Here is a 26,251-nt window from a genome sequence, read left to right as displayed (position 1 = left end):
TAAAATACTGGTCCGTGAGGGATTTTAAATCAAACTTTATTTAATGACTACATATACCGTTTTCTAGATAACATGATCTCCTTTTACAAAAGTTATCAAAAAACAAAAATGTGAAAATAGGTATCATCATGTTCTATATTTTTTCTTCACTCTCTTCACAATCAATATTAGAAAGAAGAGTAACGGAATGTATCCATAATCTATAATAAATCCTATTTTTCCCATATAGGTAGTTAACGTATTAATTTGTTGCCTTGTCCTTAAAAAATTAATGATTATTAATACAATCATAGATATCATAAGAACCCCATATTTTTGCTTCAAGTTGGTCACCTTTTTTATAATACGACTGGCACACCAAAAGGAAATACAAAAATTAGGAAGAAGGACAATAGTCCAAGTGGCAATGCCAATATATTCAAATCTTTCAACAAAGGGCATCTCTACTATTTTCCACATCGTTAAGGTTGGCCATATGTTTTTTTGCAACTGTCCTTCAGAAAAATAAGCAAAGGTTAAAATTGTAAGAAATGTATAGGCAATCGTGGCAAGAAGAACAGCCAAATGGGCCCATTTTTTTGATTTTTGCGGTTCTTTGATAAATGGATAAAGAAACAATAGTATCCAATAGCCAGAATAGCTAAAGGACATTTGATAAGATGCCATAACCAGATCTTTAATTGAGTGGTCAAAAATTGGAAGGAGGTTCCTGAAATCAGCATATGGTATCGTAAATAGAAAAGTGAAAACTAAATAAGCGGGAAGAAGAAATCCAAAAAACGCCACAGCTGTTATGGTTCTAATCCCTCCAAAAACGATATAAATTGCTAAACAGCAAAACGCTAGAGAATACCAAAACGTACTAAGATCCGGAAACATCCACACTTGAATGACCTCTATAAAAGACCTAAGAACAGTGACAGCGACAAGAAGAAAATTGATAACCAGTGGAAGGGATATGAGTTTGCCTATTTTATTCCCAAATACGACGGTATGAGCTGTCAAAATATCGCCATCTGCTGTTTCTGCGATTTTGTACATCATCCATAGAATGATATGGATGCTTAAACCGGAAATTATAACGGAAATCCAGGCATCGTATCCTGCAGTTAATCCAATAATGCGCTGGAAGCCAAGAACCCCTATGCCAACTTGCATTTTATGGATCAGAAAAAAAACTAAAAAAGCCGATATTTTTGCTTTTTCAGGCATTATTTGTTCCATTAAGCCTTCCTCCGGTTCTTATGTCAATCACTTTTTTGCTTTTTACTCAAGTGAAAATATTTAGGATTTTATGCACTTGAAGCTTATGATCATTGAGATTGATTGCTTCAATAAGAGCAATCTTAAGGTTCACCATTCGCGGTGTATAGATTAGTTCTAAAAAAGGCTAGTTAAGGAAGGTAAATCTTAATAATTGGGTCTATATTTATCTTTTCCTTATATGGAATAATTATGAATCATGTTGCGATAATGGATCATTTATATGGGGGGGTACTAGCGAAGCTGTCACCACTCTCAATAAGGAAATGGCATGATTTACAATAAGTTATTTAAGTGTAATATTTTTTATTGCATACACCCGTCCTGTTTTGGATGGGGGTAAAATAAAGTTGTTAAATTATTTATAAAGGATGTTTTAGCAATAAAGTCGTTTGAAAATCTAAGTTTTATTCCACAATCGCATGATTGTGGAATAAAACAGTGTCTGTTCATAAACAAAATTTACTTGTTAGTTAACATGCTCAATTTTAAGTTACAATAGAGTTGGGGCATTAATTTGCTCGTCAAAATTTATTTCTAAAAGTTGTTCAGCATGAACCAAACCAGCACCAAAACCGTACAAAAGAACTCGATCACCATTTTTAACTTTTCTCTCACGGATTCCAAGATCAAGAGTTAAAGGAATTGTAGCAGCAGTGGTATTTCCAAAGTTCACCAAACTATAAAGAGTTTTTTCCATTGGATATTCTAATTTTACACAAATTGGCTCTATCAACCTAAAGTTAGCACTGTGAGGTATAAACCAATCAACTCAATCCCATAGACCTTTTTTGATAGTCCAGAACGATATACATGTTGTGCTCCTCTCCCATCACTCCCTAGATGGATCCAATGAAACTTTTTGATTGTTCATCTCTTTCAACCAATACCGCTACCTCATCAAAGTAATGTTCTATTATTTGCGAATTTGAAAATTATACTAGTGATTTAATTAGAAAAATACTAGTGAAAAACTAAATAAAAACATATTAATAGTAGATTTGGCGAGGATTATACTGTGGTTGCAAATGGTAATAATTAGCAATTAGGGTGTGGAGTCTTCAAAACTGCTTGAGACCACCAGTCCCTCTGGGCCTACTTTATATAAAATCAATTGACCGTTTTGGGCGCAATCCCAAAGAAATAAAAAAGGAATGGGAAAATATTCCTTCCGAAATATAAGTAGATCAGGGTAATTGAGATGCCCCATCTCGATACAATGGTTCGAGTGTGCGAGCCAGTCGATATGAAACGGCAAAATACGATTTTAAAACAATGTTTATTCGTTTAAAAGTTGCGAACACAAAAATGAGGGTTGGTCGATTGTTCCAATCTCTACGAGAACAGCGAAATTATTAAGCGAATATATGCACGAAACTGAGGACTTCGGTAATGAATACGTTTTCTTTCTTACGAAGATGAAAAAAATTAGCCAGTATATTAACCGAGATAACTTACGATTGTATGGACAAGTCGAGAAAACAACCGATAAACGAGTCAGCCCGCAATCACACTGCGACATACAGTCGCGTTGTTTTACATTATGAACGGTTGCAATCTCCGTTTAGCTTGGAGCGGACTCGTTCATTCGCATATGAATATGGTCTTTCGTTATGTGCAAATGACGTATATGGCAATCAAAATTGTTTAAGCTCCGACTCATCGCTTAATTACGTATTTAAATAAATGATAATCATTACGTCACCTAAAACTGGTGGCGTTTTTTTATTTAACAATATTTTAGTTCAAGGAAAATGATAAAAGGGGAGGTGAAGACGGATGTCTAATTTTTTGCAAGGTTCTTATGTAACCGTTCATTTTAATGACGGGACAGAAGTAGAATTAATATTTATTTCCTTACATGATACGTGGGAATCTATAGCTTAGGACATACGATTTTAGTTCCTTTTGCAAATGTTAAGTACATAGAAAGTTAAGATTTTTTACGTGCTCTAATGAAGATAGGCGTTTTTATTTTATATTCATATTGAACGAAGGAGATGACCAATATGACAATTCGTGACAGCGGTATGAAGAAATGGAAATTTGCGTATGGTTTGCTGGAACTAATAAAGGGGCAGCCTGATTTGTGGCGCGACGAGTAACGGATAGCAAAGCCGATTGTCGACGACTATGAGCTCGATGAGTTTGATTCGCGGATAGCTTATGCAATGGAATATAGCCTAGCGGTAATTATTATGTTTTGGTTAGACGGCTTCACATCGGATATAAAAGGGCGGGTTCATAATATCACCCCATTGACGCACCAGCTGCAAATTGAAGCGGGGGATTGAGCATTTCACCGGATTAGTTTCAATTATGTTGTCGGAGTGATTGTCGTTGATTAGATTGTCACCCATTTTACATAATTATTTCTAAATAAAATGCTTTCAAAATCGGATATGCTCAATTCGTATCATACTTTGGGAGGTGCTTTATTTGTACAAATTGCAATTTGATAAGTAGTACCCCTTGTTACGATTAATACAAATTTTATATTCTTTATTTTGGTTGGTCAAACTACGCCAAGGAGAATCATTTATAATACTGACAATAATAATTTGGAGGGAATAAGTGTGGCAGATTTAAAATTTGAAATAAAAGAAAACATAGGAACAATTTCTGAGGGAGCAAAGGGTTGGAAAAAAGAGTTAAATCTTATTAGTTGGAATGGGCGAGAACCAAAATATGATTTACGTGATTGGGATTCGGAGCATGTAAAGATGGGAAAAGGCGTTACATTTACAACGGAAGAGCTAATACAGTTAAAGGAAATATTGAACGGTTTGAACTTATAAATCCAGGGGAATAAGAAGAAAACGCCCAGAAAAGGGTTGGCGTATTGTTTCGAGCTGCTTTTATTAGGCAGCTCTTTTCTTGAAAGGGCGCTTTATATTATAAGTAACCCTGTTTCTGTTAATTGGCTAAACAAAAGGACAAAAACAATTGTTGGTCAACTAATTCTTTAAAATCTACTGGTTTTTCTAATATAATTCCTCGTTTCGCCGACGCTTCTATAATCAACCCTAGCTCATAATACAAAGCTTTTGAGACGTCTCCTTTATTAATGTTATTCTTTACTTCATCATAAAATTGGAGCAGTAAATCAGTGAAAGTTTTTCATATAGCGACAACCAAATCACCAACCCTTCCTATAAAGTAGCTATACCTAATATTTTGCATTTTCAGATCTAATCTTAAGGAAAAAATCACATCAAAATCCATATTTCCTGTAAAGATAGGTGTATTATTCCAAGACGCTTTTTTCGGCTGGAACAAATGATCCAATCTGCTCGCCAATGGAATCTGCTGAATTACAATCTTTATTAGATAATGCTCATGCGAAAGTAGAAATTTATTGGGAGAATCGTGGCCACCAATTAACACTAGAGGAAGTAGAAGCTGCGGCTGAATGGTATCGATGCAGTCTCATGAAAAAGTGAGCCTCTTATAAAAGTGTCCAGACATTGTTGGATAAATGTAAGGAGTGAATTAAAGGCGATTAAGTCATTGATTTAGAAGAACCACCTCAACCTTAAGATGGAAAGCTAGGGATAGAACTTAAAGAAAGCATAAATGAAGGGCCCTTGAGCCCTTTTTACATTTTTATTCTATCTATCATGCCGTTTTTGGACATATCTCGGACTTATCCTTATATGCAGTCATTTTTGTGAGCGGAACATCAGGTGCCGAATCACAACTGTTTGAGATGAGGTCGTACATGCTACTTCGAAATCATCATCACATACCTTCCTCACCTTTTAATTTAATTCCAACAAATTTCCAACGATCCCTTTCGTTTATAATTTGATAGTCGATTTCTATTGGAATAGGATGTTGAAAGATAGGTCCATGGTATACAAAGGTATGGTACTCGCCGTACTCTCCGCATGGATCTACATCAGAAGGTAATGCTTCTAGCCATTCTTTTGTCAAGGTTTTTCCTAAAAAATCGGAAAACAATTTCGTTGAATCGATGGATATGACGGCAGCTTTCCATCCTTCTTCCACCATTTGTCGAGCTAATGCTTTCGTATTCCGTCCCCATAGTGGTACCAGCAATTCAAATCCGTGTCTTGCGAGTAATTTTTCTTTATAGGTCTTGACCTCTTCCAAAAATAAGTCACCATATGCGATTTTCGTTACTCCGAAATGTTGTCTGAAATAAACCATTGTACTGATTAAACCATCTTCGAAGTTTTCCGTGGTAAAATCGCTCATTTTTATTTTGTATAGAGGCAGTCCAATGGCTTCCGCTTGTTTTTCTACTAGCTGTTCATCAATGTGGTGACTGGTGACGTTTCCATTGTTCGTACAGGTTGTCACTAACGATATGATTTTATACCTTTGATCCTTTAACAATTGGTTGACTAAAAAAACGGAGTCTTTTCCGGATGAAAAGGCAACGACGATTTTTTCAAGGCTTGTTTCTTCCATGGTCTCATCCTTTCTCAGATGATTATTAAATCATCTTCTTTCTCTATAGTTATTCTACTGACCAATATATTGTGGCGTCCACCTATTTATAAGAGATTGGTTCATATTTGATTTAAAATACGTTGATCAAAAGCAACTTTTACATATTTTGTAATGAAGCTTTACTGATAGAGAGATTTTCTGATTGGCTAAAGGGTAGGTCAGTGGAATAGGGGATAGACTTATCCTAATTTAAGAAACAAAAGGTTATAGTAAAATTCAACAATAAGATTCATTGAATAATTCAAAAAAATGAAATTAATCCTTCGTTATGATACCCTTAAAATAGTAAAAAAAAGATAACATTGTAACAGAATCCTGGAGTCCATTAGCTCGAGCGAATGAAGTGCTGTATAATGAAACACTTCAAAAGATTGCTGAAAATCATGATAAAACTATTTCACAAGTAATTTTACGCTGGCATTATCAGCTTGGCGCCATTTCCATTCCTAAATCTTCATCACCTTTTCGACAACTTTAAAATATATCAATCTTTGATTTTTCCCTAGATAATTCTGAAATGAACATGGTTGCTGAATTAACTCGCCCTAATGGCAGGATTAACAATCAAGATCCAGCTGTTTATGAAGAATTTTAAAATGGGATCTGACCCTATTGGACTTTAACATTAATACAATGGGGGAGAGCCCCCCCTTCTCCATTTAATGATGACGATGATAAGGACATTTTGACAATGAAGTATCATCATCCCGAAGAAAATATTGTTTCCATTCGAAATTGTCTTCAGAGCCATAGCTATTTAAATCCGGGTGAATTGCAATAGAATCATATTTTTCCAGCCTTTTTCGTACTTGTGTTTTAATATTCTTGGCAAATTTTTGTGACCTATTAAACTCCTGAAGTACCCAGCGTGGTGTTATGGCGAGTATTAGATTTTCAAAATGCCGGCTCTGTCGATTCACATGCGCAGGTGTTCCACAATACATAAAATACTTTTCAGAATTGAAACAAAATTCCCAGATAGGATGATGGGGGTCGGGGGGAATATCCTCTGGCCATTCATTAGGGTCTAAAGCACTTAAACTGCTAAGATTTTTCCAAAATAATCGTTCATAGTCCTCAACAGCATACGCAGATTTTAAGGAATCTGGGGTTTTATAAAAAACAATTAATGAAGTGTAGCTGCCAATTTCCCTTGCAACCTCTGTATATCTACTTAAAATTTCTGCTAGTTCGTATATTGTGGAGTTTTCTCTTGGATCTCCAATAAAAGCGTAGCGCAGCTGATTTTTTGAGAACCCTATAGTAGCAGGGATACAGGGAAATGGTTTTTCTTTATCGCTCATTTTAACTGAGAATTTCTCCAGGGCATTTCTTTCCCATTCCTCAAGTTGATTTCGAAGTGAAGGATCATCCATATAAAGTCTGGTCATCATCATCACCTCCTATTATTAATGCAGTATATTCATAGCACAATGGAGGTGATGGATGTCCCGGGACAAATGGGCAAATACCATAGAAGATTAAATAACAAAAGAAAGAGGTTATTTCATGATCCATATTGTAAATGGGGATGTCGTGGGGGATAAACTAAAACAAATAGATGGTGACGTTATTGTTTGGAGAGAAATGTATGAATTTGGTCCGTTACGTTTAACTTGGTCAAAAGAAGAGCAATTAAAAAAACGTGCTCATTTTTTTGAAGAAAAACTTGGAATTCCCTCTAAACTTTTTATTCAAAATTGTGAAACGCAAAATCGTTTATTAAGTGAAATATCAAAATCCAGGGAGATTATTCTATGGTTTGAGCATGACCGCTATGATCAAACCATGTTAATGTACCTGCTGACAGAATTATCTTCTTTAGGATATGAAAATTTATCGATGATAAGTATTGACCAATATCCTGGTATATCGCCTTTTTATGGACTAGGGCAATTATCCACCAAACAATTAATGGGATTACTTGATAGTAGAAAAAAGATAACGGGTGAACAAATTCATGAAGCGATTTCAGGCTGGAAAGCCTATAACTCTAGTGATAAAAATGCAATTGAAAAATGGATTATATCTGAGAAGCACTCGCTGCCGTTTCTCCTTCAAGTACTCCAAGATCATAAAAGTTATTTTCCCACCATTCAGACAGGATTAAATGAAGTCGAGTATTTAGCACTATCTTTCATCAATAATGGTGAATGTTTATTCTATGACTTGTTATCTAGCATTATGGAAATGAGAATAAATGATGGTTTAAGTAACTTGCATTTTGCGGCGATTTTAGTTGAATTAATGAAGGGACCCTATTCTTTGCTTAAAAGTGAAATTCCATTGCCGAATTATCCTAAACCTGATTCCAATCCCAGGTTGGAATTAACCTCCTATGGATTAGATGTGTTAAATAGGAAAAAGAATCGAATGAATTTGGTAGAAATAGATTGGTGGGTGGGAGGAGTTCATCTAAGATCGAGATAAATTTTTTTAGAAAATTAATTTAATTCATACTTTACTTATTGGATTAATTGGAGTAAAATTAAAAAAATCATAAATATTGGTAACTTGCCGATTGGTCACCCAAAGGCTCCTATACGTATTAAGCGTAAAGGGGCCTTTTTTGTATTTTGTTAACGGGGCTATCGTTTTATTAGATTCCTTAACAACAACCTTATTATAAAAAATCAAGAAAGGGGTTGCGAAAATGAACATTGACCATTTGGAAGCTTTTATGTATGTCGTTCATTTAGAGAGTATTCATAAAGCTGCTGAAGCTTTGTATTTATCTCAGCCAACAGTAACAGCAAGGATAAAAACATTAGAACGTGATCTTGGTATCGAATTATTTTTACGTAAAGGGAGAAGTTTGACATTATCGGATGAAGGGAAAGCATTTATCCCCTATGCTGAGCAAATTATTCATACCTATAACCAGGGAAAAAAACGGTTGAAAAAGGAAGAAAATCCTGAAGAAATTGTCATTGGGGCCAATATTATTACTTCCCAATACTTTATTCCTATTGCCCTTCCTTTTTTGAAAAAGGAAAATCCTGCATTACGATTTAAAATTATTTCGGCACCAAACGATGGATTGCTCGATAAACTTCTTCAAAACCAAGTGGACATCGCCTTTATGAAGGATGTTAATCACCGTGGAGTTCAAAAGTATGGGCTTCTAAATAATTCTGTTAGGTTGGTTGTTTATCCTGGACACTCTTTTCAATTTCAGGAGAATATTTCTGTTCAACAAATTGTCATGGAGCCGATGGTATTTTTTGAATGTGGAGCTTTTGACTGGAATCGGGTTCATAAATTGTTTGAAGTGGAATATGTTGAGCCACGTATCGAATTTTTAGTTGATCATCTTGAAGTGGCAAAATCGATTATTCTTAGCAAAAATGCGATTGGTTTTTTACCGTATCTCTGCATGAAAGAAGAGCTTGAAAAAGGCGATTTAATTGAGATAGATGTTTCTCACATTCTTCAAATTAATCAACGTATATTTGCTGCTCATTTGAAAAATGGTTTTCAGTATTCCAAGTTATGGAATGATATTCTTTTATCCGTAAAAGAATTTGAGAAGAAAAATACGATGGTTTATTAATTAAATTTTCTAAAGTAAGGATTAAATTTTTCAATCAGTAAAACTATTGCTATTACAACCTTCTCGGTGATAGGATAATTTTCAATTATATAAAAAGGATGTGCGATGCCTAAATTCCTAGTATTCAGGTTTGTATTATTGGATATACAAGGAGGACGATAAATATGCAAATACAAAATAAGTATTCAATTGAGCATTTTTCAAAAACAAATAAATTAAAATCCTTTGAATCTAGTCAATATCTTAATTTGCCTGATTTACAGTTTTTTATTTGGTGCAATCAAAAGTATAAGGTCAATAGAGGCGTCTATAATACAATAGATCATTGGTTTTACGAGTACGGAATTGTCAATATTCAATATCGGAGGATTCAGGTTTTGGCATTCTTGGATTTTTTCAAAGATAAAGTGTTCGAACAAGATAAGCAAAAGTATATTCGATTTGGTCATGGAGGACTTGCAAAAAGTTTGAATGAATTTATTAATGATTTATAAAAAATGAGATTTTCTGTTAATCGTTTCTTCTCATGATAAAATTTTTTAATTTAGATTAAATATTTTCCTATCAACGAAAGTATTGCCAGTTTCATATTTTCGGTGTTAGGATAAACATCAATCAAATAACCAACTTTTTTTATGTGTTAAGTCAGAATAAAAATGGAGGAAAAAATAAATGAGCTATAAGCTTAGTATTTTAGATCAAAGTCCGATTTTTCCTGGAAGCACAGCTTCTGCTGCGTTACAAAATACAGTTCTGCTGGCTCAAAAAGCAGAAGAATGGGGGTATACACGTTTTTGGGTATCTGAGCATCACAATACGGATCAATTGGCAGGCTCTTCCCCTGAGGTCCTAATTTCCTACTTATTGGCACAAACAAACACGATTCAAGTTGGCTCAGGAGGAGTCATGCTTCAGCACTATAGTCCTTATAAGGTAGCTGAAAACTTTCATGTTTTATCCAATTTGGCACCTGGGAGGGTAGATCTTGGGGTTGGAAAAGCCCCAGGCGGCCTGCCGTTATCAACAAAGGCGCTGCAGTATGGAGCCGTTAATGATGGTAAGGATTTTACAGAACGACTGATTTTTTTATTGGAATTGGTTCATAATTCGTTCGATGTCAATCATCCTTTTGCAGGAATTCAAGCAACACCCATTCCTCAGGAAAAACCAGAAGTTTTCCTGCTTGGAGCCAGTGCAAACAGTGCCCGGATTGCTGCTGATTTGGGAATATCTTTTGTTTTTGCCAAATTTATCAATAGTGATGAACGGATACTTGAACAAGCCGCAAATCTATATCGAGAAGGTTTTCCAAATGGAAGGTTTATCATTTCATTGGCGGCCATTGCTGCCCCTACACAAATAGAAGCAGAACAATTGGCAGGGGACAGAAAAATCGTCAAGGTCCATCTTCAGAGCGGACGAACGGTTACGGTACAATCCATTGAGCAAGCAGAAGTTTTTGGAAAGCAATCTGGTGAATTATATGAAATTACTGAACAAGAAGCGGATATTATTGCGGGTACACCTCATTATGTAAAGGAAGTTTTAAACCATCTTCACAAAACTTATCAGGTGGATGAATTTATTCTACATACACCAATCGAAAAAGAGGCAGAAAGATTTCAATCATTTCGGCTGTTAGCTCCCTTAAATTCAGCAAATAAGTTTGTTCAGACGATAAGTAGGTAGGATTGAATATGGAGAGTTCGTATATTTTTTTTAACCAAATACCAACTATTCAGGTGGGAATAATAAATAATTTAGAAGAGGAAAGGAAGGAAAGTGAGATGCCAAAAAAAAGACAATTAAAACTTGGAACGATCATTCATGGCGTGGGAGGGAATATTGCGGCTTGGAGACATCCGGAGGTATTAACGAATGCCAGTGTGAATTTTGAGTTTTATAAGGAGCAAGCCCAAAAAACAGAAAAGGCAAAATTTGATTTTGTTTTTATTGCGGATGGCTTGCATATTAACGAAAAATCATTGCCGCATTTTTTGAATCGGTTTGAGCCGCTTACGATTCTATCGGCGCTTGCTGCTGTCACTTCACGTATTGGCCTTGCTGGAACCGTATCTACATCATATAGTGATCCGTTTACTGTCGCACGGCAATTTTCCTCACTGGATCATATCAGCCATGGCCGGGCTGGATGGAATGTTGTCACTTCGCCATTGGAGAAAACAGCATTAAACTTTAGCAAAACAATTGAAGAGCATCCAAATCATTCAAAAAGATACCGAATTGCCTCTGAATACCTAGATGTTGCGAAAGGATTATGGGATTCATGGGAAGATGATGCATTCATTCGTGATAAAGAATCAGGGGTATTCTTTGATCCTAAGAAATTACATCGATTGAATCACAAAGGAGAATTTTTCTCTGTTCAAGGGCCGTTAAATATTGGCAGGTCAAAACAGGGAAGGCCCATTATTTTTCAAGCCGGGTCATCTGAAGATGGGAAAAACCTTGCTGCTAAAGATGCTGATGCGATCTTCACTGGTCATGAAACATTGGAGCAAGCACAAAAATTTTATCAAGATGTTAAACGCAGGACTGCTGAATATGGCCGGAATCCGGATCACATTCTCATTTTGCCAGGAATCGAGCCGATAGTTGGTAGTACTGAGGAAGAAGCCGAACAGAAATATCATGAGATTGCTAATTTAGTATCGATAGAACAGGCATTGAATTATTTAGGCCGGTTTTTTGAACATCATGATTTTTCACAGTATCCACTCGATGAAGCATTTCCTGATATCGGTGATTTAGGATCTAACAGCTTCAAAAGTGGAACAGACCGAATTAAGCAGGAAGCGAAAGAAAAAGACTTAACTCTTCGGCAGGTAGCGCTTAGGGCAGCGACACCAAGAAGTCCGTTTATCGGAACACCTGAAAAAGTGGCAGACCTTATCCAAGAGTGGTTTGAAGGGTATGGAGCCGATGGATTTATTATTCACTCCAATCTCCTAAGCAATTTAACAGGATTCATTGATCATGTTGTTCCGATTCTGCAGGAACGCGGTTTGTTCCGGACAGAATATGAATCTGACACATTGAGAGGGAATCTTGGACTCCCATTCCCGGTTAATCGTTATGCGCAATCTGCAGTGAAAAATGGATAAGGGGGATTTGAAATGAGAGGGATTAAACATTCAAAGTAGTTCCTAGTGCAGTTTGGATATTGAATCAGTGTCAGTAGAATAATCATTTTTCAGTAAAATAATTAACTGAATGGTAAAAAAATATAGATTTTTCATTAATCTTATTTTATACTTTTTTTATACTATTAATTCCTACTTGATGAATAGGAATAGTTGGATATAAAAAGGAGGAGAATCAGATGAAAGAAAAGTTTCCGATTATTAAAGGGGCAGAAAAATTTAGATTTAAGGGAAATAATATTGGGATACTCATTTCACATGGTTTCGTCGGTACTCCGCAAAGCGTCCGTTACCTTGGTGAAAGACTAGCTGAAAATGGTTTTACTGTTTTGGGCCCTAGATTAAAAGGGCATGGAACACATTATTATGATTTAGAAAATTGCACCCATGAAGAATGGTTTGATTCATTGGATATGGCATATCAAGAATTAAAAAAGGAATGCACAAGTATTTTTGTATTGGGCCAGTCGATGGGTGGGACACTATCGCTTTGGCTTGCTCATAAATATAAGAATATTAAAGGAATTATCATAGTGAATCCTGCTTTAACGATACCGGACTTTGAACATTTAAAAGACAAGGACCAACCGAGATTAATCGATGAAGGGACCCCAGATATTAAAGCAAAAGATGTTTATGAAATTACATATGAAAAAGTACCGCTAAAAGCCATTCATCAGCTTCAAGCACTGATGGAGATTACGCCAGCTATTTTACCAGATATTCATTGCCCTGTTTTAGGAGTGAAGTCAGCAGTAGACCATGTGGTACCTCCAGAAAATACGGATTTTATTATAGAACATATTGGGTCTAAAGAAAAGGAAACGATGGTACTGCCAAACTCCTATCATGTGGCTTCATTGGATCAGGACAAGGACATGATTGTAGAGGGATGCCTTCGTTTCGTTCGACAACAAGTGAGCCATAGTGTGTTATAGCATTGAACAGGTATTTCAGTCACACCAAATGTTTGATAGTATTTATAAATTTAAACTAAAAATTTTTCTATCAGAAAAGGTGTAGAATTCCCATTCTTTACGTGATAGGATAAAGCACAAGAATAAAAAAGTATTCCAATCGAATAACTTGGAATTGAAAAGAGGGATCCTAAATGTCTCAACAAAAAAAGTTGAAACTTGGCGCTATGATTCACGGGGTTGGTGGAAATATTGCAGGGTGGAGGCATCCGGATATTCAGGCGGACGCAAGTGTCAGTTTAGAATTTTACACCAACCAGGCTAAGAAGGCTGAGGAAGGAAAATTCGACTTAGTCTTTATTGCGGACGGCTTGCATATTAACGAGAAATCCATTCCACATTTTCTAAATCGGTTTGAACCCCTAACGATATTGTCAGCTCTTGCTGCTGTTACTTCCAAAATAGGACTCGTGGGAACCCTGTCAACTTCGTATAGTGAACCGTTCAATGTGGCAAGGCAATTTGCTTCACTAGACCATATCAGCCATGGCCGGGTCGGCTGGAATGTAGTTACATCACCATTAGAAAAATCGGCTTTAAATTTTAGTAAAACTGTAGAGGAACATCCTGATCATGCCAAACGATACCGAATTGCAGCAGAATACCTAATGGTTGCGAAAGGATTATGGGATTCGTGGGAAGATGATGCATTTGTCCATGATAAGGAAGCGGGTGTATTCTTTCATCCAGATAAATTACATCCATTAAATCACAGGGGGGGATTTTTCTCCGTACAAGGACCTTTGAATATCGGCAGATCCAAGCAAGGGAGGCCGGTTATCTTTCAAGCTGGTTCCTCTGAAGCAGGAAAAAATCTTGCCGCCAAGGAAGCGGATGCCATCTTTACTGGTCATCCATCATTAGAAGCGGCCCAGGAATTCTATCAGGATGTCAAGCAAAGGGTAAAAGCTTTTGGCCGGAATCCAGAGGAGCTCGTCATTCTTCCCGGAATTTCGCCGATTATCGGTGCAACCGATGAGGAAGCAGAAAGAAAATATCAAGAACTGGCGAATCTGGTATCCATTGATAAAGCTTTTGATTACCTAGGCCGTTATTTCGAGCATCACGATTTCTCCCAATATGCTCTCGATGGACCGTTTCCTGAACTGGGCGATTTAGGTCAAAACAGCTTCCAAAGCCATACTGACCGTATTAAACAAAAAGCAAAGGAGCAAAAATTAACACTTCGCCATGTCGCATTAAGTGAAACAACACCTAAGACAGCTTTTATTGGTACACCGGAAAAAGTGGCCGATTTGATTGAGGAATGGTTTGAAAACAAAGGGGCTGACGGATTTATTATTGGTTCAAGTGTTTCGAATGGTTTGAAGGATTTTGTCGACTATGTGGTGCCGGTACTTCAAAAACGGGGACTGTATAGAACGGAATACGAGGCTGACACATTGCGCGGCAACCTGGGGATTCCATTTCCAGAAAACCGTTACTCCAAAAGGGTGATCAACAATTGATGATAACAATCAAACAAAATAAGTATTACTGCCGGCTAGACAACTAGAGGCTCTCTATTTAAGATGATACATCTATAATGGGGAGCCTTTTTGTTTATAAAAAAGGAGGAATAAAAAATGGGAAAAGAATTTTCTGTAGTGGTTTGGTCCAAAGAAGGTTGTCACTATTGTGGAGAAGTAAAACAATATTTACAGGATAAAGGAATAAAATACGAAACTGTTGATGTTACGAATCATGATGAGCGCCGTGATATTTTAGAAATCAAGTATGGAGTTCGTCATGTACCAGTGGTTGAAATTGGCCAAAATGAAGTGTATGAGGGAGTAACAAAAGTAGGAATCGAACATTTGGAAAAAGTTATTGAGAAATTTAAGAAGAGTAAAATTTTGATATAATTCCGACAAAAGTCATATGTTTAATAGGTTAAGGATTGGGATTAGTTTTTATACTACATATCCTGGCATTAGTTGACGATAAGCGGAAATTTAAGGATGGGTGGATTTTGAGATGAAGAAAAAAATTACTTTGATTATGACGTTACTACTTGCTCTACTGCTGGGGGCATGCTCCTCACAAGAAACGAAAACCACTTCAAAAGCAAGCTCCAAATCGAAAGTACAAAAAATAATCGTGGGAACAGGAACACAGTTTCCGAATGTCTGCTTTATTGACAAAAATGGAAAGTTAACCGGATATGATGTGGAATTAGTACGAAAAATTGATGAAAAGCTGCCTGAATATCAATTTGAGTTTAAAACAATGGAATTCTCCAATCTTTTACTAAGCCTTGAAACAAACAAAATTGATTTTATCGCTCACCAAATGGAAGTGAATAAAGAAAGACAGGAAAAGTTTCTTTTTAATAAAGAACCTTATAATGTTTTTCCTCTTCAGGTAACAGTTAACAAAAATAACAATGAGATTCATTCTATTAAGGATTTAAAAGGGAAAAAGGTAATTGTTAGTCCGACGAGTAACTCAGCGGTATTTATTGAAAAGTATAACAAGGAACATAACGCTGGTATAAATATTGTATATGCTGGCAATGGGCCAGATTCTACCATCAATCAAATAAAAACAGGAAGGGCAGATGCGACCATCACCACGCCATTTTCAGTTGATTTTAATAATAAGGCCGTAGATGCTCAGCAAAAAGTAGTAGGTCAGCCGCTACTAAATTCAAAAGTGTATTTCCTGCTCAGAAAAAATGAAACACCCCTGCAGAAGCGTATAGACGAAGCACTTGTTGAATTGAAAAAAGAAGGTGTAGTGAGTGAATTGAGTAAAAAATGGTTAGGTGCCGACTATACAGTTAACTTTTAATACGTTAGAAGTAAGAGTTTGGAGGTTATAAAAAATGGGTAAGGCATTTGATCCTATGTTAATCATCGAGTTTATTCCGACACTATTTCATTACTTAGGGGTAACTCTCCAGATTTTAGCAGCATCTATATTTCTAGGTCTTATCCTTGGTGTAGCAGCCGCTATACCAAGGATGTTTAAAATTCCTATATTAAATCAACTGGTGATTTTGTATGTTTCCTTTATTCGCGGGACACCGATCTTAATCCAGTTATTCCTGGTTTTTTATGGAATGCCAGCAGTTCTTATGATGTTCGATATTGATATTTCAAAACTTGAAGCCGTCTATTTTGTCATTCTCACATATGCGATTAGTAATGGAGCCGGCTTTTCAGAAATTATTAGAGGGGCGATTCGTGCAGTTGACCATGGTCAAACAGAAGCTGCCTATTCTGTCGGAATGACTGCTAGGCAAAACTTTTTCCGAATCGTACTGCCACAGGCTGTACGGATTGCATTTCCGAATATGGCGAATTCCGTTATCGGTTCACTTAAGGATACGTCACTCGCCTTTACCATCGGTGTCATGGACATGATGGGAAGAGGAGATACGCTTATTGCTTCCACAGCGCATGCCTTGGAAGTCTATATTTCTCTTTCCATTATCTATTATGCTATTGTTCTTCTATTTGAGAAGGTATTCAAGAAACTGGAAAAATATTTTAATCGTTATCAGAAGGCTGATCTATCAGCTGCTGCTTAATAAGGAGGGATCTAAATGTCGATTGACATTCCTTTTATATGGATTGCTTTTAAAGAAATTATCAAAGCTCTTCCCATTACGCTGATACTAACAATTGTCCCCTTATTGGTTGGTTTTTTAATTGGAATGGGTGTTGCGTTTGTAAGGATTTATAAAACAAGGTTTCTATACCAGACCGCGAATGGGTATGTGTCTTTTTTTAGAGGAACTCCGATTATCATGCATATTATGGTTATTTATTATGGAGTTCCATTTCTAGTAGACCGTGTATCTTCAAAGTTTGAATTAAACCTTGTATCCAGCAAAATTCCGATTATTTTATTTGTTTTAATCGCCTTGTCATTAGCAGCAGGTGCCTATTTATCAGAAATTATTCGCTCTGGGATTCTCAGTGTTTCGAAAGGTCAATTGGAAGCTGCTTATTCGGTGGGGATGACCAAGTTTCAAGCAATGGTGCGAATTGTGCTTCCACAGGCGTTAGCACAGTCTATCCCAAATTTTACAAATGTTTTTGTCGGGTTTTTGCACACATCGTCTATTGCCTTTCTTGTTTCAGAAAAAGAATTGACTGGCGCTGCCAATATTGTCGCATCAACCAATTTGAAGTTTTTAGAGGCCTTTATCGCGGCAGGAATCATTTATTGGGGACTTACGATCATTGTGGAGGGAATTTCTTTTTTACTTGAAAAACGGGTGACATCATATAGTCGAGGAGGCGTGTCATGATTATTTTAAAAGAAATTAAAAAATCATATAACAAAATACCAGTGTTAAAAGGAATTAATCTCAAAATAAACCGAGGTGAAGTGGTTACGGTTCTTGGCCCAAGTGGTTCAGGGAAAACAACTTTACTTCGTTGCTTAAATTTTTTGGAAACACCTGAAACTGGAATAGTTCAAATTGGAAACATTCAGGTCAATACAGAAAGGGTAACGAAAAGAGAGATGTTGTCAATCAGAAAACAATCGGCGATGGTCTTTCAACATTATAATTTATTTGCGCATAAGACTGTGTTGGAAAACGTAATGGAAGGCTTGGTCGTGGCAAAAAACGTAAAGAAAAAGGATGCCAGACGGATAAGTGAGCAGGTTCTGGAAAAAGTGGGTCTTGGTGATAAATTACATTTTTATCCATCACAATTATCAGGGGGGCAGCAACAAAGAGTAGGAATTGCAAGGGCATTGGCATTAAATCCAGAGGTCATTCTCTTTGATGAACCAACATCGGCTTTAGATCCCGAATTAGTTGGCGAAGTGCTTTCAGTTATTAAAGAAATAGCACGAGAAGGTATTACGATGGTGGTGGTTACACACGAAATGAGTTTTGCCAAAGAGGTGTCTGATCGAGTTTTATTTATGGATGCGGGTGTGATTGTAGAAGAAGGCACACCTTTGGAAATCTTCTATGCTCCAAAAGAAGAACGGACTCGTCGCTTTTTACAGCGAATATCGGGTGAAACCTTCTATAAACCGTTTCAAGAACAAGTGAATTAAACACGAGAGAAGGTGAAGTTTGTGGTAACAAACCAAATCATCATTGATGAAATAACGGAAGAAAATAAAGAAACAGTCCGTCGTTTATTGGTTGAAAGCTATCAGCAATATGAACATGAATATACGAATCCACAGGATTGGGAGAATTATTTATCAAATATAAAGGCATCGGTTGATCATCCAGATGTAGAGAAAATCTTAATTGCTAAAAGTGAAGAGAAAATTCTTGGTACTTTACAGTTATTTCTGTCTTCAGAAAAAGCCTATCAAAGACCAGAATTACAGATATTCTCACCAATTATTCGGCTATTGGCTGTCCATCCGGAAGCAAGGGGGCATGGCATAGCACAAGAATTATTAAAAGCTGGTCTTCAATTCGCAAAGTTTCAAGGAGCAAACCAATTGTATTTGCACACGGGTGATAAAATGCAAAAAGCGATTCGATTGTATGAATGGTTTGGTTTTAAACGAGATCAATCGAAAGAATTTTATAATAATGATATTTTAGTAAAATGCTATCGTTATGATTTATAGGAAGGGGTATAACTATGAATCAGCAGGAATTAGAGACATTCTTACTATCGATCCGCCGTCATTTGCATCAATACCCGGAATTATCGAACCAGGAGTTTGAAACAACCAAGTCTATTAGAAACTGGATAAATAAACTGGATATCCCGATACGAAAAACAACTTTGAAGACAGGTGTTTTTGCTGATATAAAAGGTGGAAAGCAAGGACCCATCGTGGCAATTCGAGCCGATATTGATGCATTGCCAATTGAAGAAAAAACAGGACTTCCTTATGCTTCTAAAATAAAAGGAGTCATGCATGCCTGTGGTCATGATTTTCATACTGCTGCCCTTGTTGGTGCTGCTTATCTTCTTAAGGAGAACCAGTCAAATCTAAATGGCACAGTTCGACTCATTTTTCAACCGGCAGAGGAATTAGGGGGAGGGGCAAAGCAGGTGATTGAGGATGGGCAGTTGGAGGAAGTGGAGGCGATTATTGGACTTCACAATAAACCTGAGCTGCCTGTAGGTACTATTGGTATAAAAGAAGGACCATTAATGGCAGCAGTTGATCGTTTTCAAATCATTTTGCATGGTAAAGGGAGTCATGCCGCACTTCCGCATAATGGGAAAGACCCGATAGTTGCTGCAGCTCAGCTTATTACAGCCCTTCAGACGATTGTCAGCCGGAATGTATCCCCGCTTCAAAATGCGGTAGTGAGTGTGACGAAAATAATTGGAGGCAGTACATGGAATGTTATTCCAGGGAACGTCAGCTTGGAAGGTACCGTTCGAACCTTTGACCCTATTATACGAGAAGAGGTAAAAACAAGGCTTTACAAGATTGTAAATGCCATTGCTGCAGCTTTTTCTCAAGTGGCTGAGATTAATTGGTTTCCTGGTCCACCGCCATTAGTAAATCATAAATCGGTAACAGAGATTGTTTCAACAGCTGCCAAGAAACAATCCTTCAACGTCATCTACCCTGAAATATCCACAGCAGGTGAAGATTTTTCTTATTATCTACTTCACATCCCAGGGAACTTTGCATTTTTTGGTACAAATGGACAGGAGGATTGGCACCATCCTGAATTCACGGTAGATGAAACAGCAATTATAAAGGCAGCTTATTTTTTATATGGAAGTGCAAAAGGATTATTAAATCATCAGTTTGATAGATAACCAGGTTATAAAGTGTATGATCCAAACGAAAACGTTTCATTTATAAACGAATTCTATAAATAGGAGTGATTCGGATGGGGAATATTCTTCGAGATGCTGTGGAAAAAAAGCGCAAGCAATTAATCGAAAAACTAATTGCTTTTAATGTATATAAGAAAGAAGATAAACATCTTTTTGAGTTATCACTAACGGAACTAGAAACCGAATATAGAGCATTCAAATCTCAACAACACCCCCATGGTAATTTAGGGTCCATAAAATTTTTGAATAAGAAATCAAAATAGTAAATCAAGTATTTAATAGAAGAAAGGGCGATTAAATCATGAGCAAAGTTACCTTTATTTCTGGAAATCCTTCAGAGGAAACACGATTAAATGGAGTTTTCCAAGAGGTTTTGACCTATTTTCAAGGGAGTGAGATTACACCTGGGATTATTAATGTCCGGGAGCTCCCGCCAGAAGCTTTAATTCATGCAAAATTTAATAGTAAAGAAATAATAGAGGCAAATAGGAAAGTAGAAGATTCAAATATAATCGTTATTCTGACCCCGGTTTATAAAGCGTCTTTTTCTGGTTTGTTAAAATCTTATTTGGATCTCTTGCCGCAAAATGGCCTTGAAGGTAAAATAATTTTCCCAATTGCGGTAGGTGGCACTTTTGGGCACTTATTAATGATCGATTATGCCCTTAAACCTGTACTTACTGCTTTGGGAGCAACCCATATTTTAAAAGGAGTATTTATTTTGGATCATCAAATAAGGAAATTAGAAAATAATCGTTATGAAGTAGATTTAGAAGCAAAAAATCGATTAGAAAACTCATTAGATTTAATAAAAACCTCATTATCTGTTGAAGGACGTGTTTCTAGTTCAATTCTATAAAGATAGGTTTCATATAAAAATTGTTTTTTGTATAATAATTATAGAAATAATTTGAAATTTGGTGGTAGTCATGTCCGAAGCGAAAAAATATGTCTGGTACGCCAGCTATGGTTCGAATCTAAATTCTGAAAGATTTTTATGTTATATCAATGGTGGAAGCCCAGAGGGATCAACTCGAGTGGAGGAAGGTTGTCGAGACCATTCCAAGCCACTAGATGAGGCATCCTTTACGATACATTATCCCCTGTATTTTGCTAAAAAAGCAACAGGCTGGAGCAACAAAGGTGTAGCATTTATTGGGTTAAACCAAGACCCAGACGACATTACTTATAGCAAAAAATACTTGGTCACGACGGAACAATTTTTGGATATTGTCAAACAAGAAAATGGTGGAATCGAGTTCGATATTGACCTAAACGAAGTAAAAGAAAAAGGTTCAATACACTTCCGTGAATCCTGGTACGGAAATATTCTCTATCTTGGAGAAGATCAGGGTTATCCGATTTTTACTTTTACCGCTCCGTGGGATCGTAATGAAGTGGATTGGGAGAAGCCATCCCATGCTTATTTAACCACCATTATAAAAGGGTTGAAAAGTGATTTTTCTAGTGAAGTAATTTATGAGTATTTAAGAAAAAAACAAGGTATAAAAGGTTACTATACAGAGGAAGAATTGGCGAGTGTGGTTTATCATATTTTTAGGGTCAGCCCCCCAGTGGAGTAAAGCGTTACTGTACAGGGGGCTGACCCCATTTTTATATCTTATCATCTTCCTTGGATTCTCTATATGTTGTTTTTTCTAATTTTGTTAAGGGTCTGATTCTTGGTGGAGTAAAGTGTTTCTGCACCAAGTTCAGATCCTATTTTACTTTTAATATTATTTCATCAAGGCTATACTTTAAATAGTATAACTAGTTTGAAAAATGAGGGAGCAGAATGGGTAAAAAGGAAAAACGTGTGGGCTATGAATTAAATGCAAACGGTATTAAGTCGTTGCCGGATGAGGAAATCAAATTGATATTGCGCGGGGCGGATGATTTGATTATGAGCGGAGGACGTGCGATGCTTGCCAAGATTCTTGCCGGTTCAAAGGATAAAAAGCTTTTAGAGTTAGAATTCGATGTCAGCCCGGTATATGGTTCATTTAAAGGTATGTCCCAAAAAGATATTCTTGCAAAAATAGATTGGATGATTCTGAACGACTATTTAGAAATTGAATATAATTACAGGCTCCCGGTGCTTGTATTTACAGATTTAGGGTGGAAGATTGAACGGGAAACCTATGCGAACGAATTGCTGGATAAGCTTATTAACTCTGCCAGAAACCAGACCTATGAGTTTGTTGAAGAACTAAAAGAGCGAAATCGCGGCATGATTCTTTTATTATTGGATAAAATTGAGGAATCTGGCAATAAGGAATTAATCAACATCCTAAAAGCATGGCAAGAAATTGAATATAAAAAATTAAGAACAAGGATTCAAGAGGTGATTAATCGATTGGAAAACGCTGAAGGGGACACTGAAATACCATCAGATGAGGATGTGATATCCTTTTCGGCAAACAAAAAATGGCATTCGATTCCAGCAGAACTTCGTCAAGCGCTTGAACGTAATGTTTTTTGTGGAAAGTGTTGTGATGCCGTTCAAATCGTAGATTATACCGTCAAAGATTCGCCCCCAGGAATCATCTTGCAAGGAAAATGTAAGAATTGTGGCGGTAATGTGGCTAGATTTATTGAATAGAAAAGAGAATCAAAAAGGGGGAAATTTTTCATGTTAAGTAAAATGGAACATGTGGCGATTATTGTTCAGGATATGGATCAGTCAATTCAGTTTTACTCTGATATTTTCGGATTTAAGGTCCGCCTGCGGGGGAGTAATCCGAACCGGGAAATGGCTTTTATTTATTTGGAATCGTTAATCATCTTGCCTTTTCGGTAACGAATATTGATGAGAAGATTCAATATTTAAAGGAAAAAGGGATTACCTTTACTTCCGATGAGGTAAAACCAACACTTGAAGGCGGACGAATGATTTTGTTCCGCGGCCCGGATCAAGAATTATTACAGCTTGTCGAACGTGCGAAGTAGTTTTAAAAAGAGGAGTAGTATTTTGTCCCTCCACTGGTGTTGGAGGGACAGTTTTCCGATTTTCAAGTGCCGGTTTTCTTTATCTTATTTTCACCAAGAATTTTTTCAAGCAATGCCCTGCACCCTTCGGAAACTAGTTGGTAGGTTTCCTGAAAATTCCCTGTATAGTATGGGTCTGGGACATCTTTCTTGTGTTCTGTTAAATCAAGCAGTCGAAGAATCTTTGGGTGATTGGGTTGGCCGGTGATTTCGTAGATGTTTTGAATATTGCTTTCATCCATACCAACTATGTAGTCAAATTCATTAAAATCCACCTTGGTAAGTTGTCGTCCGACTAGTCCTTCCGAAGAAATATTGTATTCTTTTAAAATCTTCAGAGTTCCCCTATGCGGAGGAGAACCGATATGCCATGAACTTGTAGCCGCGGAATCTACTGATATTTTTTCTCTCAAATTTTCTTTTTCCATTAAATCGCGAAATACCGCTTCAGCCATCGGGGACCGGCAGATGTTACCCAAGCAGACAAATAATACATTAATCATACCTAAACTCCTTTTTCTTTCTCATCATTTAGTTTACATTTTCTTAGCGAATTTTCAAAGTCATAAAAAAGAACCCAAACTGGGTTCCAAAATAAAATAGGTCTGGTGAAGAATTAATAATACCTATATGTTATTTCGATTCTTGGTCTTCTGTTGATGGATCCATTTCCGTTGATGGATTAATGAGTATGCCGTTAATTTCTTCTCTTACCACATCTCTGAACACAAAGGCTGTTACTTCATTAAAGTTTCCATAGATGTCGGAAATGTCGTCATTAAAAAATTGAATAACGCTTTTTGTGAAAACAGGATAAACTGAAGTTACACCTGGTGAAAAAGGTTTTGCTTCGGCGAATTTAAAAAAGCGATTTGTACCTAATGCATCTTCGAATAAATCGACAATACCCTCAGCCGTAAAACTACGACTATGTGGTCTAACAATGGTCTTATCGTAAATCACAATTAGGTTAATCACGATATTTCCAATTTCCTTTTGCTGGTCAAGGATTGTTGCCAATGCCCGAGCTTTTTTGCGATTGTCGACAATGATTGAAATTAAATATCCTGCACCTTGTGGAAACTCAATTAAATTCAACACTGTGACATTAGGATCATTGCCAAGAGAGTGCTTAACCTCATTAAAATAAGTAATTTGGGGCGGGCTCAATTGAGGTAAATCTGTTTGAGTCATACATATTCCTCCTTTTCCTTCATTCGTATAATATGAGGTGAGTTTTATTATGAACCTGACAAATAACTAATTTTTAGAATTTTACTGGTTATTTATTCCGAAAGTACAAATGTTATGACAGTCCTCGAGTGGAAGGGAGCTGAGCACGGCCTTAGGCTGATCATTGGAAATGCCGATGAAAAACCGAAAAAAGAAATTGATTATATTGCAACCTTTAAACAAAATAATGTAATCGGTATCATTTCCGCTACCAATCAGTCCGCAACGGATCATTACGAAAATTTAGCTTTCCCAGTGGTATTTCCCGATCGTACTGCTAATGATCATCCCTCTGTTTATGCAGATGGCTTAGCCGGTGGAAAAATTGCCGCTCAGCAGCTTATTGTACCCGGCTTTGTCGACCATTCGCCAGCCGGCCTATGATATGGGTAGAGAAGCAGCAAAACTATTAATACAAATTATAGATGAAGAAAAAATGGAACAAAAAAAATACAATTGCCTGTTACATTTATTGAAAGACAAACGACAAGAAAGGTTGTAAGCAATGGCTAAAATTACCGTAATTGGAAGCTCATCGATGGATTTAGTGGTCACGGCCTCAAGACGGCCAAATAAAGGGGAAACGATTCTTGGCGAGTCTTTTAAAACAGTACCCGGCGGGAAAGGGGCCAACCAGGCAGTGGCCGCTGCAAGATTGGGAGCGGAGGTATATATGATTGGATGTGTTGGCGGTGATGCCTTTGGAAAAGCCATTCTGAATAATTTTAAAGAAAATGGTGTTTTTACCACTTGTGTGGAACCGGTTACACATTCGGAAAGCGGAACCGCACACATTACTCTTGCTGAGGATGATAACAGCATCATTGTTGTAAAGGGTGCAAACAATTATGTCACACCTAATTTCGTGGAAAAGTCGCTCGATGTCATCCGAAATTCTGATATCATCCTTATCCAGCAGGAGATTCCCGAAGAAACCGTTGAGTACGTAAGCAATAAATGCAATGAATTCGGTATTCCTCTTTTGTTGAATCCTGCGCCGGCAAGGCCAATAAGTAAGGAAGTAATCGAAAATGCAGCCTTTATTACGCCAAATGAATTAGAAGCTTCCATCCTTTTTGAAAATCAAGACCTTCAAGCAGCGTTGGAACAATATCCGAACAAATTGTTTGTCACGGAAGGAAAAAATGGCGTTCGCTTCTATGATGGTGAAAAAGAGGTAATTGTTCCAACCTACATGGTAGAAGCGGTTGATACAACGGGAGCAGGCGATACATTCAATGCTGCCTTTGCTGTGGCACTCGCGGAAGGTAAGAGTTTTATCGAAAGTGTCCAGTTTGCCAATCGCGCAGCTTCTCTTTCTGTTACCAAATTTGGTGCGCAAGGTGGTATGCCAACGAGACAAGAAGTAGAGGAGAGTTTGTAATATGAAACGCTATGGAATTTTAAACAGTCATATTTCCAAGATTTTAACCGATCTTGGTCATACCGATTATATTGTCATCTCCGATAAAGGATTACCGATTCCCGAAGGCGTAAAGATCATCCCGGATATTCAGGCAGTTTTTGCCCATAATGATGAGATGGCAATAGGGGTGATTGAACCCATCAATAGTTCAAGTAAAGATATCTTGGTCATCGGTTTTGACGGAAATGATGATACACTGAAAGCAATTAAAGCTGGAAAAATGGATGCAACGGTAGCACAGTAGCCGGAACTCATCGGTAAGCTGGCTGTTGATGCCGGCAGGGATGTTGTTCAAGGCAAAAAGGTTGCGAAAAAATACCTGCACCGTTAAAACTTGTGATAAAAAAATAAATTTAAAAGACCTGTTCCATTATGTGGGAATGAACAGGTCTTTTAAATTTTCTAATAACGAATAACGTATAAAT

Annotated in this window: 29 protein-coding genes and 5 pseudogenes; 28 read left to right on the top strand and 6 right to left on the bottom strand. The window is 36.9% G+C overall.

Annotation, left to right across the window (positions count from 1 at the left end; all coding sequences use genetic code 11):
* Window positions 1-126: 126 nt before the first annotated feature.
* Together BIV60_RS14845 and BIV60_RS30465 are read right to left on the bottom strand one after the other, a co-directional pair.
* Complete coding sequence (locus BIV60_RS14845) at window positions 127-1,224, bottom strand: GerAB/ArcD/ProY family transporter (RefSeq protein ID WP_071356504.1); 1,098 nt, start codon at window positions 1,222-1,224, stop codon at window positions 127-129.
* A gap of 532 nt (window positions 1,225-1,756) precedes the next feature.
* Window positions 1,757-1,999 carry a 3-oxoacyl-[acyl-carrier-protein] synthase III C-terminal domain-containing protein gene (locus tag BIV60_RS30465; RefSeq protein WP_256218422.1) on the bottom strand — a complete coding sequence of 81 codons (243 nt, stop codon included), beginning with the start codon at window positions 1,997-1,999 and terminating at the stop codon, window positions 1,757-1,759.
* A 1,372-nt stretch (window positions 2,000-3,371) separates the two neighbouring features.
* On the opposite strand from BIV60_RS30465, the gene BIV60_RS28495 reads away from it, so the two are divergent.
* The 3 genes and pseudogenes from BIV60_RS28495 to BIV60_RS28490 all read left to right on the top strand — a co-directional run.
* Entirely contained in the window at window positions 3,372-3,557 is a 186-nt protein-coding gene (locus BIV60_RS28495; RefSeq protein WP_083402262.1) for a YolD-like family protein, read from the top strand.
* A gap of 282 nt (window positions 3,558-3,839) precedes the next feature.
* Window positions 3,840-4,061, top strand: a complete 222-nt coding sequence (locus BIV60_RS14835) for a YdbC family protein (RefSeq protein ID WP_071356502.1) — start codon at window positions 3,840-3,842, stop codon at window positions 4,059-4,061.
* A 468-nt stretch (window positions 4,062-4,529) separates the two neighbouring features.
* Window positions 4,530-4,706: pseudogene (locus tag BIV60_RS28490) on the top strand (carboxylesterase); the annotation flags it as partial.
* Window positions 4,707-5,004: 298 nt separating this feature from the next.
* Here BIV60_RS28490 and BIV60_RS14830 read toward each other — a convergent pair.
* A complete protein-coding gene (locus BIV60_RS14830; RefSeq protein ID WP_071356501.1) occupies window positions 5,005-5,700 on the bottom strand; it encodes a Dph6-related ATP pyrophosphatase in 696 nt (231 codons plus the stop codon).
* Window positions 5,701-6,031: 331 nt separating this feature from the next.
* On the opposite strand from BIV60_RS14830, the pseudogene BIV60_RS28485 reads away from it, so the two are divergent.
* Window positions 6,032-6,337 (top strand): annotated as a pseudogene (locus BIV60_RS28485) (aldo/keto reductase); the annotation flags it as partial.
* A gap of 64 nt (window positions 6,338-6,401) precedes the next feature.
* Here BIV60_RS28485 and BIV60_RS14825 read toward each other — a convergent pair.
* A complete protein-coding gene (locus BIV60_RS14825; RefSeq protein WP_071356500.1) occupies window positions 6,402-7,133 on the bottom strand; it encodes a YqcI/YcgG family protein in 732 nt (243 codons plus the stop codon).
* Window positions 7,134-7,251: 118 nt separating this feature from the next.
* Between BIV60_RS14825 and BIV60_RS14820 the strand changes: the two genes are divergently transcribed.
* The 20 genes from BIV60_RS14820 (at window position 7,252) to BIV60_RS30980 (ending at window position 23,128) form a co-directional block, all read left to right on the top strand.
* Window positions 7,252-8,172, top strand: coding sequence for a DUF1835 domain-containing protein (locus BIV60_RS14820; protein ID WP_071356499.1), 921 nt, complete (start codon window positions 7,252-7,254; stop codon window positions 8,170-8,172).
* A gap of 223 nt (window positions 8,173-8,395) precedes the next feature.
* On the top strand, window positions 8,396-9,295 hold the full coding sequence (locus BIV60_RS14815; protein ID WP_071356498.1) for a LysR family transcriptional regulator: 900 nt from the start codon (window positions 8,396-8,398) through the stop codon (window positions 9,293-9,295).
* 164 nt (window positions 9,296-9,459) lie between these two features.
* Window positions 9,460-9,789, top strand: a complete 330-nt coding sequence (locus BIV60_RS14810; RefSeq protein WP_071356497.1) for a hypothetical protein — start codon at window positions 9,460-9,462, stop codon at window positions 9,787-9,789.
* 178 nt (window positions 9,790-9,967) lie between these two features.
* Window positions 9,968-10,984, top strand: coding sequence for an LLM class flavin-dependent oxidoreductase (locus BIV60_RS14805; protein WP_071356496.1), 1,017 nt, complete (start codon window positions 9,968-9,970; stop codon window positions 10,982-10,984).
* A 98-nt stretch (window positions 10,985-11,082) separates the two neighbouring features.
* The gene (locus tag BIV60_RS14800) at window positions 11,083-12,420 is read left to right on the top strand and encodes an LLM class flavin-dependent oxidoreductase (protein WP_071356515.1); all 1,338 of its coding nucleotides are present in this window, start codon (window positions 11,083-11,085) and stop codon (window positions 12,418-12,420) included.
* A gap of 218 nt (window positions 12,421-12,638) precedes the next feature.
* Complete coding sequence (locus tag BIV60_RS14795) at window positions 12,639-13,397, top strand: alpha/beta hydrolase (RefSeq protein WP_071356495.1); 759 nt, start codon at window positions 12,639-12,641, stop codon at window positions 13,395-13,397.
* 173 nt (window positions 13,398-13,570) lie between these two features.
* Window positions 13,571-14,905, top strand: a complete 1,335-nt coding sequence (locus BIV60_RS14790) for an LLM class flavin-dependent oxidoreductase (RefSeq protein ID WP_071356494.1) — start codon at window positions 13,571-13,573, stop codon at window positions 14,903-14,905.
* 117 nt (window positions 14,906-15,022) lie between these two features.
* Window positions 15,023-15,301 carry a glutaredoxin family protein gene (locus BIV60_RS14785; RefSeq protein WP_071356493.1) on the top strand — a complete coding sequence of 93 codons (279 nt, stop codon included), beginning with the start codon at window positions 15,023-15,025 and terminating at the stop codon, window positions 15,299-15,301.
* Between the two features lie 112 nt (window positions 15,302-15,413).
* Window positions 15,414-16,229: a transporter substrate-binding domain-containing protein gene (locus BIV60_RS14780; protein WP_071356492.1), complete on the top strand. Its 816-nt coding sequence runs from the start codon at window positions 15,414-15,416 to the stop codon at window positions 16,227-16,229.
* Window positions 16,230-16,263: 34 nt separating this feature from the next.
* Window positions 16,264-16,971 carry an amino acid ABC transporter permease gene (locus BIV60_RS14775; protein ID WP_071356491.1) on the top strand — a complete coding sequence of 236 codons (708 nt, stop codon included), beginning with the start codon at window positions 16,264-16,266 and terminating at the stop codon, window positions 16,969-16,971.
* A 15-nt stretch (window positions 16,972-16,986) separates the two neighbouring features.
* Window positions 16,987-17,697: an amino acid ABC transporter permease gene (locus tag BIV60_RS14770; protein ID WP_071356490.1), complete on the top strand. Its 711-nt coding sequence runs from the start codon at window positions 16,987-16,989 to the stop codon at window positions 17,695-17,697.
* On the top strand, window positions 17,694-18,464 hold the full coding sequence (locus BIV60_RS14765) for an amino acid ABC transporter ATP-binding protein (RefSeq protein WP_071356489.1): 771 nt from the start codon (window positions 17,694-17,696) through the stop codon (window positions 18,462-18,464). The genes BIV60_RS14770 and BIV60_RS14765 overlap by 4 nt, the downstream gene beginning before the upstream one ends.
* A 21-nt stretch (window positions 18,465-18,485) precedes the next feature.
* A complete protein-coding gene (locus BIV60_RS14760; RefSeq protein WP_071356488.1) occupies window positions 18,486-18,998 on the top strand; it encodes a GNAT family N-acetyltransferase in 513 nt (170 codons plus the stop codon).
* A gap of 14 nt (window positions 18,999-19,012) precedes the next feature.
* Window positions 19,013-20,158 (top strand): amidohydrolase, encoded by a 1,146-nt coding sequence (locus BIV60_RS14755; RefSeq protein WP_071356487.1) that lies wholly within the window; start codon window positions 19,013-19,015, stop codon window positions 20,156-20,158.
* Between the two features lie 74 nt (window positions 20,159-20,232).
* Window positions 20,233-20,442: a Fur-regulated basic protein FbpA gene (locus BIV60_RS14750; protein WP_071356486.1), complete on the top strand. Its 210-nt coding sequence runs from the start codon at window positions 20,233-20,235 to the stop codon at window positions 20,440-20,442.
* Window positions 20,443-20,480: 38 nt separating this feature from the next.
* Entirely contained in the window at window positions 20,481-21,038 is a 558-nt protein-coding gene (gene ssuE, locus BIV60_RS14745) for an NADPH-dependent FMN reductase (RefSeq protein WP_071356485.1), read from the top strand.
* A 70-nt stretch (window positions 21,039-21,108) separates the two neighbouring features.
* Window positions 21,109-21,762 carry a hypothetical protein gene (locus BIV60_RS14740; protein ID WP_071356484.1) on the top strand — a complete coding sequence of 218 codons (654 nt, stop codon included), beginning with the start codon at window positions 21,109-21,111 and terminating at the stop codon, window positions 21,760-21,762.
* Window positions 21,763-21,974: 212 nt separating this feature from the next.
* Window positions 21,975-22,781, top strand: a complete 807-nt coding sequence (locus BIV60_RS14735; RefSeq protein ID WP_071356483.1) for an RQC-minor-1 family DNA-binding protein — start codon at window positions 21,975-21,977, stop codon at window positions 22,779-22,781.
* 30 nt (window positions 22,782-22,811) lie between these two features.
* Entirely contained in the window at window positions 22,812-22,979 is a 168-nt protein-coding gene (locus tag BIV60_RS30460) for a VOC family protein (protein ID WP_256218421.1), read from the top strand.
* Window positions 22,952-23,128, top strand: coding sequence for a VOC family protein (locus tag BIV60_RS30980; RefSeq protein ID WP_371261540.1), 177 nt, complete (start codon window positions 22,952-22,954; stop codon window positions 23,126-23,128). The genes BIV60_RS30460 and BIV60_RS30980 overlap by 28 nt, the downstream gene beginning before the upstream one ends.
* A gap of 62 nt (window positions 23,129-23,190) precedes the next feature.
* Here the strand turns inward: BIV60_RS30980 and BIV60_RS14725 are convergent, their stop codons facing one another.
* Window positions 23,191-23,670: a low molecular weight protein-tyrosine-phosphatase gene (locus BIV60_RS14725; RefSeq protein WP_071356482.1), complete on the bottom strand. Its 480-nt coding sequence runs from the start codon at window positions 23,668-23,670 to the stop codon at window positions 23,191-23,193.
* Between the two features lie 130 nt (window positions 23,671-23,800).
* Window positions 23,801-24,361, bottom strand: a complete 561-nt coding sequence (locus BIV60_RS14720; protein WP_071356481.1) for a hypothetical protein — start codon at window positions 24,359-24,361, stop codon at window positions 23,801-23,803.
* 141 nt (window positions 24,362-24,502) lie between these two features.
* On the opposite strand from BIV60_RS14720, the pseudogene BIV60_RS14715 reads away from it, so the two are divergent.
* The 4 genes and pseudogenes from BIV60_RS14715 to BIV60_RS14705 form a co-directional block, all read left to right on the top strand.
* Window positions 24,503-24,913, top strand: a pseudogene (locus BIV60_RS14715) (substrate-binding domain-containing protein); the annotation flags it as partial.
* Complete coding sequence (gene rbsK / locus BIV60_RS14710) at window positions 24,906-25,784, top strand: ribokinase (protein ID WP_071356479.1); 879 nt, start codon at window positions 24,906-24,908, stop codon at window positions 25,782-25,784. The pseudogene BIV60_RS14715 and the gene rbsK, both read left to right, overlap by 8 nt.
* Window position 25,785: 1 nt before the next feature.
* Window positions 25,786-25,848 (top strand): annotated as a pseudogene (locus BIV60_RS30455) (D-ribose pyranase); the annotation flags it as partial.
* A 21-nt stretch (window positions 25,849-25,869) separates the two neighbouring features.
* A pseudogene (locus tag BIV60_RS14705) lies at window positions 25,870-26,177 on the top strand (substrate-binding domain-containing protein); the annotation flags it as partial.
* Window positions 26,178-26,251: the final 74 nt, after the last annotated feature.

Origin of the sequence: Bacillus sp. MUM 116, from assembly GCF_001866655.1 — a bacterium.
Lineage (GTDB): Bacteria > Bacillota > Bacilli > Bacillales > Cytobacillaceae > Neobacillus.
The sequence above is the reverse complement of the archived record's forward strand: the minus strand, read 5'-3'. Positions and strand labels throughout refer to the sequence as shown.

What these genes read in the sequence shown, in the direction of transcription:
- BIV60_RS14845 (WP_071356504.1), bottom strand. Translation starts at nt 1,224, where the DNA reads ATGGAACAAATAATGCCTGAAAAAGCAAAAATATCGGCTTTTTTAGTT.
- BIV60_RS14830 (WP_071356501.1), bottom strand. Translation starts at nt 5,700, where the DNA reads ATGGAAGAAACAAGCCTTGAAAAAATCGTCGTTGCCTTTTCATCCGGA.
- BIV60_RS14825 (WP_071356500.1), bottom strand. Translation starts at nt 7,133, where the DNA reads ATGACCAGACTTTATATGGATGATCCTTCACTTCGAAATCAACTTGAG.
- BIV60_RS14820 (WP_071356499.1), top strand. Translation starts at nt 7,252, where the DNA reads ATGATCCATATTGTAAATGGGGATGTCGTGGGGGATAAACTAAAACAA.
- BIV60_RS14815 (WP_071356498.1), top strand. Translation starts at nt 8,396, where the DNA reads ATGAACATTGACCATTTGGAAGCTTTTATGTATGTCGTTCATTTAGAG.
- BIV60_RS14810 (WP_071356497.1), top strand. Translation starts at nt 9,460, where the DNA reads ATGCAAATACAAAATAAGTATTCAATTGAGCATTTTTCAAAAACAAAT.
- BIV60_RS14805 (WP_071356496.1), top strand. Translation starts at nt 9,968, where the DNA reads ATGAGCTATAAGCTTAGTATTTTAGATCAAAGTCCGATTTTTCCTGGA.
- BIV60_RS14800 (WP_071356515.1), top strand. Translation starts at nt 11,083, where the DNA reads ATGCCAAAAAAAAGACAATTAAAACTTGGAACGATCATTCATGGCGTG.
- BIV60_RS14795 (WP_071356495.1), top strand. Translation starts at nt 12,639, where the DNA reads ATGAAAGAAAAGTTTCCGATTATTAAAGGGGCAGAAAAATTTAGATTT.
- BIV60_RS14790 (WP_071356494.1), top strand. Translation starts at nt 13,571, where the DNA reads ATGTCTCAACAAAAAAAGTTGAAACTTGGCGCTATGATTCACGGGGTT.
- BIV60_RS14785 (WP_071356493.1), top strand. Translation starts at nt 15,023, where the DNA reads ATGGGAAAAGAATTTTCTGTAGTGGTTTGGTCCAAAGAAGGTTGTCAC.
- BIV60_RS14780 (WP_071356492.1), top strand. Translation starts at nt 15,414, where the DNA reads ATGAAGAAAAAAATTACTTTGATTATGACGTTACTACTTGCTCTACTG.
- BIV60_RS14775 (WP_071356491.1), top strand. Translation starts at nt 16,264, where the DNA reads ATGGGTAAGGCATTTGATCCTATGTTAATCATCGAGTTTATTCCGACA.
- BIV60_RS14770 (WP_071356490.1), top strand. Translation starts at nt 16,987, where the DNA reads ATGTCGATTGACATTCCTTTTATATGGATTGCTTTTAAAGAAATTATC.
- BIV60_RS14765 (WP_071356489.1), top strand. Translation starts at nt 17,694, where the DNA reads ATGATTATTTTAAAAGAAATTAAAAAATCATATAACAAAATACCAGTG.
- BIV60_RS14755 (WP_071356487.1), top strand. Translation starts at nt 19,013, where the DNA reads ATGAATCAGCAGGAATTAGAGACATTCTTACTATCGATCCGCCGTCAT.
- BIV60_RS14750 (WP_071356486.1), top strand. Translation starts at nt 20,233, where the DNA reads ATGGGGAATATTCTTCGAGATGCTGTGGAAAAAAAGCGCAAGCAATTA.
- ssuE (WP_071356485.1), top strand. Translation starts at nt 20,481, where the DNA reads ATGAGCAAAGTTACCTTTATTTCTGGAAATCCTTCAGAGGAAACACGA.
- BIV60_RS14740 (WP_071356484.1), top strand. Translation starts at nt 21,109, where the DNA reads ATGTCCGAAGCGAAAAAATATGTCTGGTACGCCAGCTATGGTTCGAAT.
- BIV60_RS14735 (WP_071356483.1), top strand. Translation starts at nt 21,975, where the DNA reads ATGGGTAAAAAGGAAAAACGTGTGGGCTATGAATTAAATGCAAACGGT.
- BIV60_RS30460 (WP_256218421.1), top strand. Translation starts at nt 22,812, where the DNA reads ATGTTAAGTAAAATGGAACATGTGGCGATTATTGTTCAGGATATGGAT.
- BIV60_RS14725 (WP_071356482.1), bottom strand. Translation starts at nt 23,670, where the DNA reads ATGATTAATGTATTATTTGTCTGCTTGGGTAACATCTGCCGGTCCCCG.
- BIV60_RS14720 (WP_071356481.1), bottom strand. Translation starts at nt 24,361, where the DNA reads ATGACTCAAACAGATTTACCTCAATTGAGCCCGCCCCAAATTACTTAT.
- rbsK (WP_071356479.1), top strand. Translation starts at nt 24,906, where the DNA reads ATGGCTAAAATTACCGTAATTGGAAGCTCATCGATGGATTTAGTGGTC.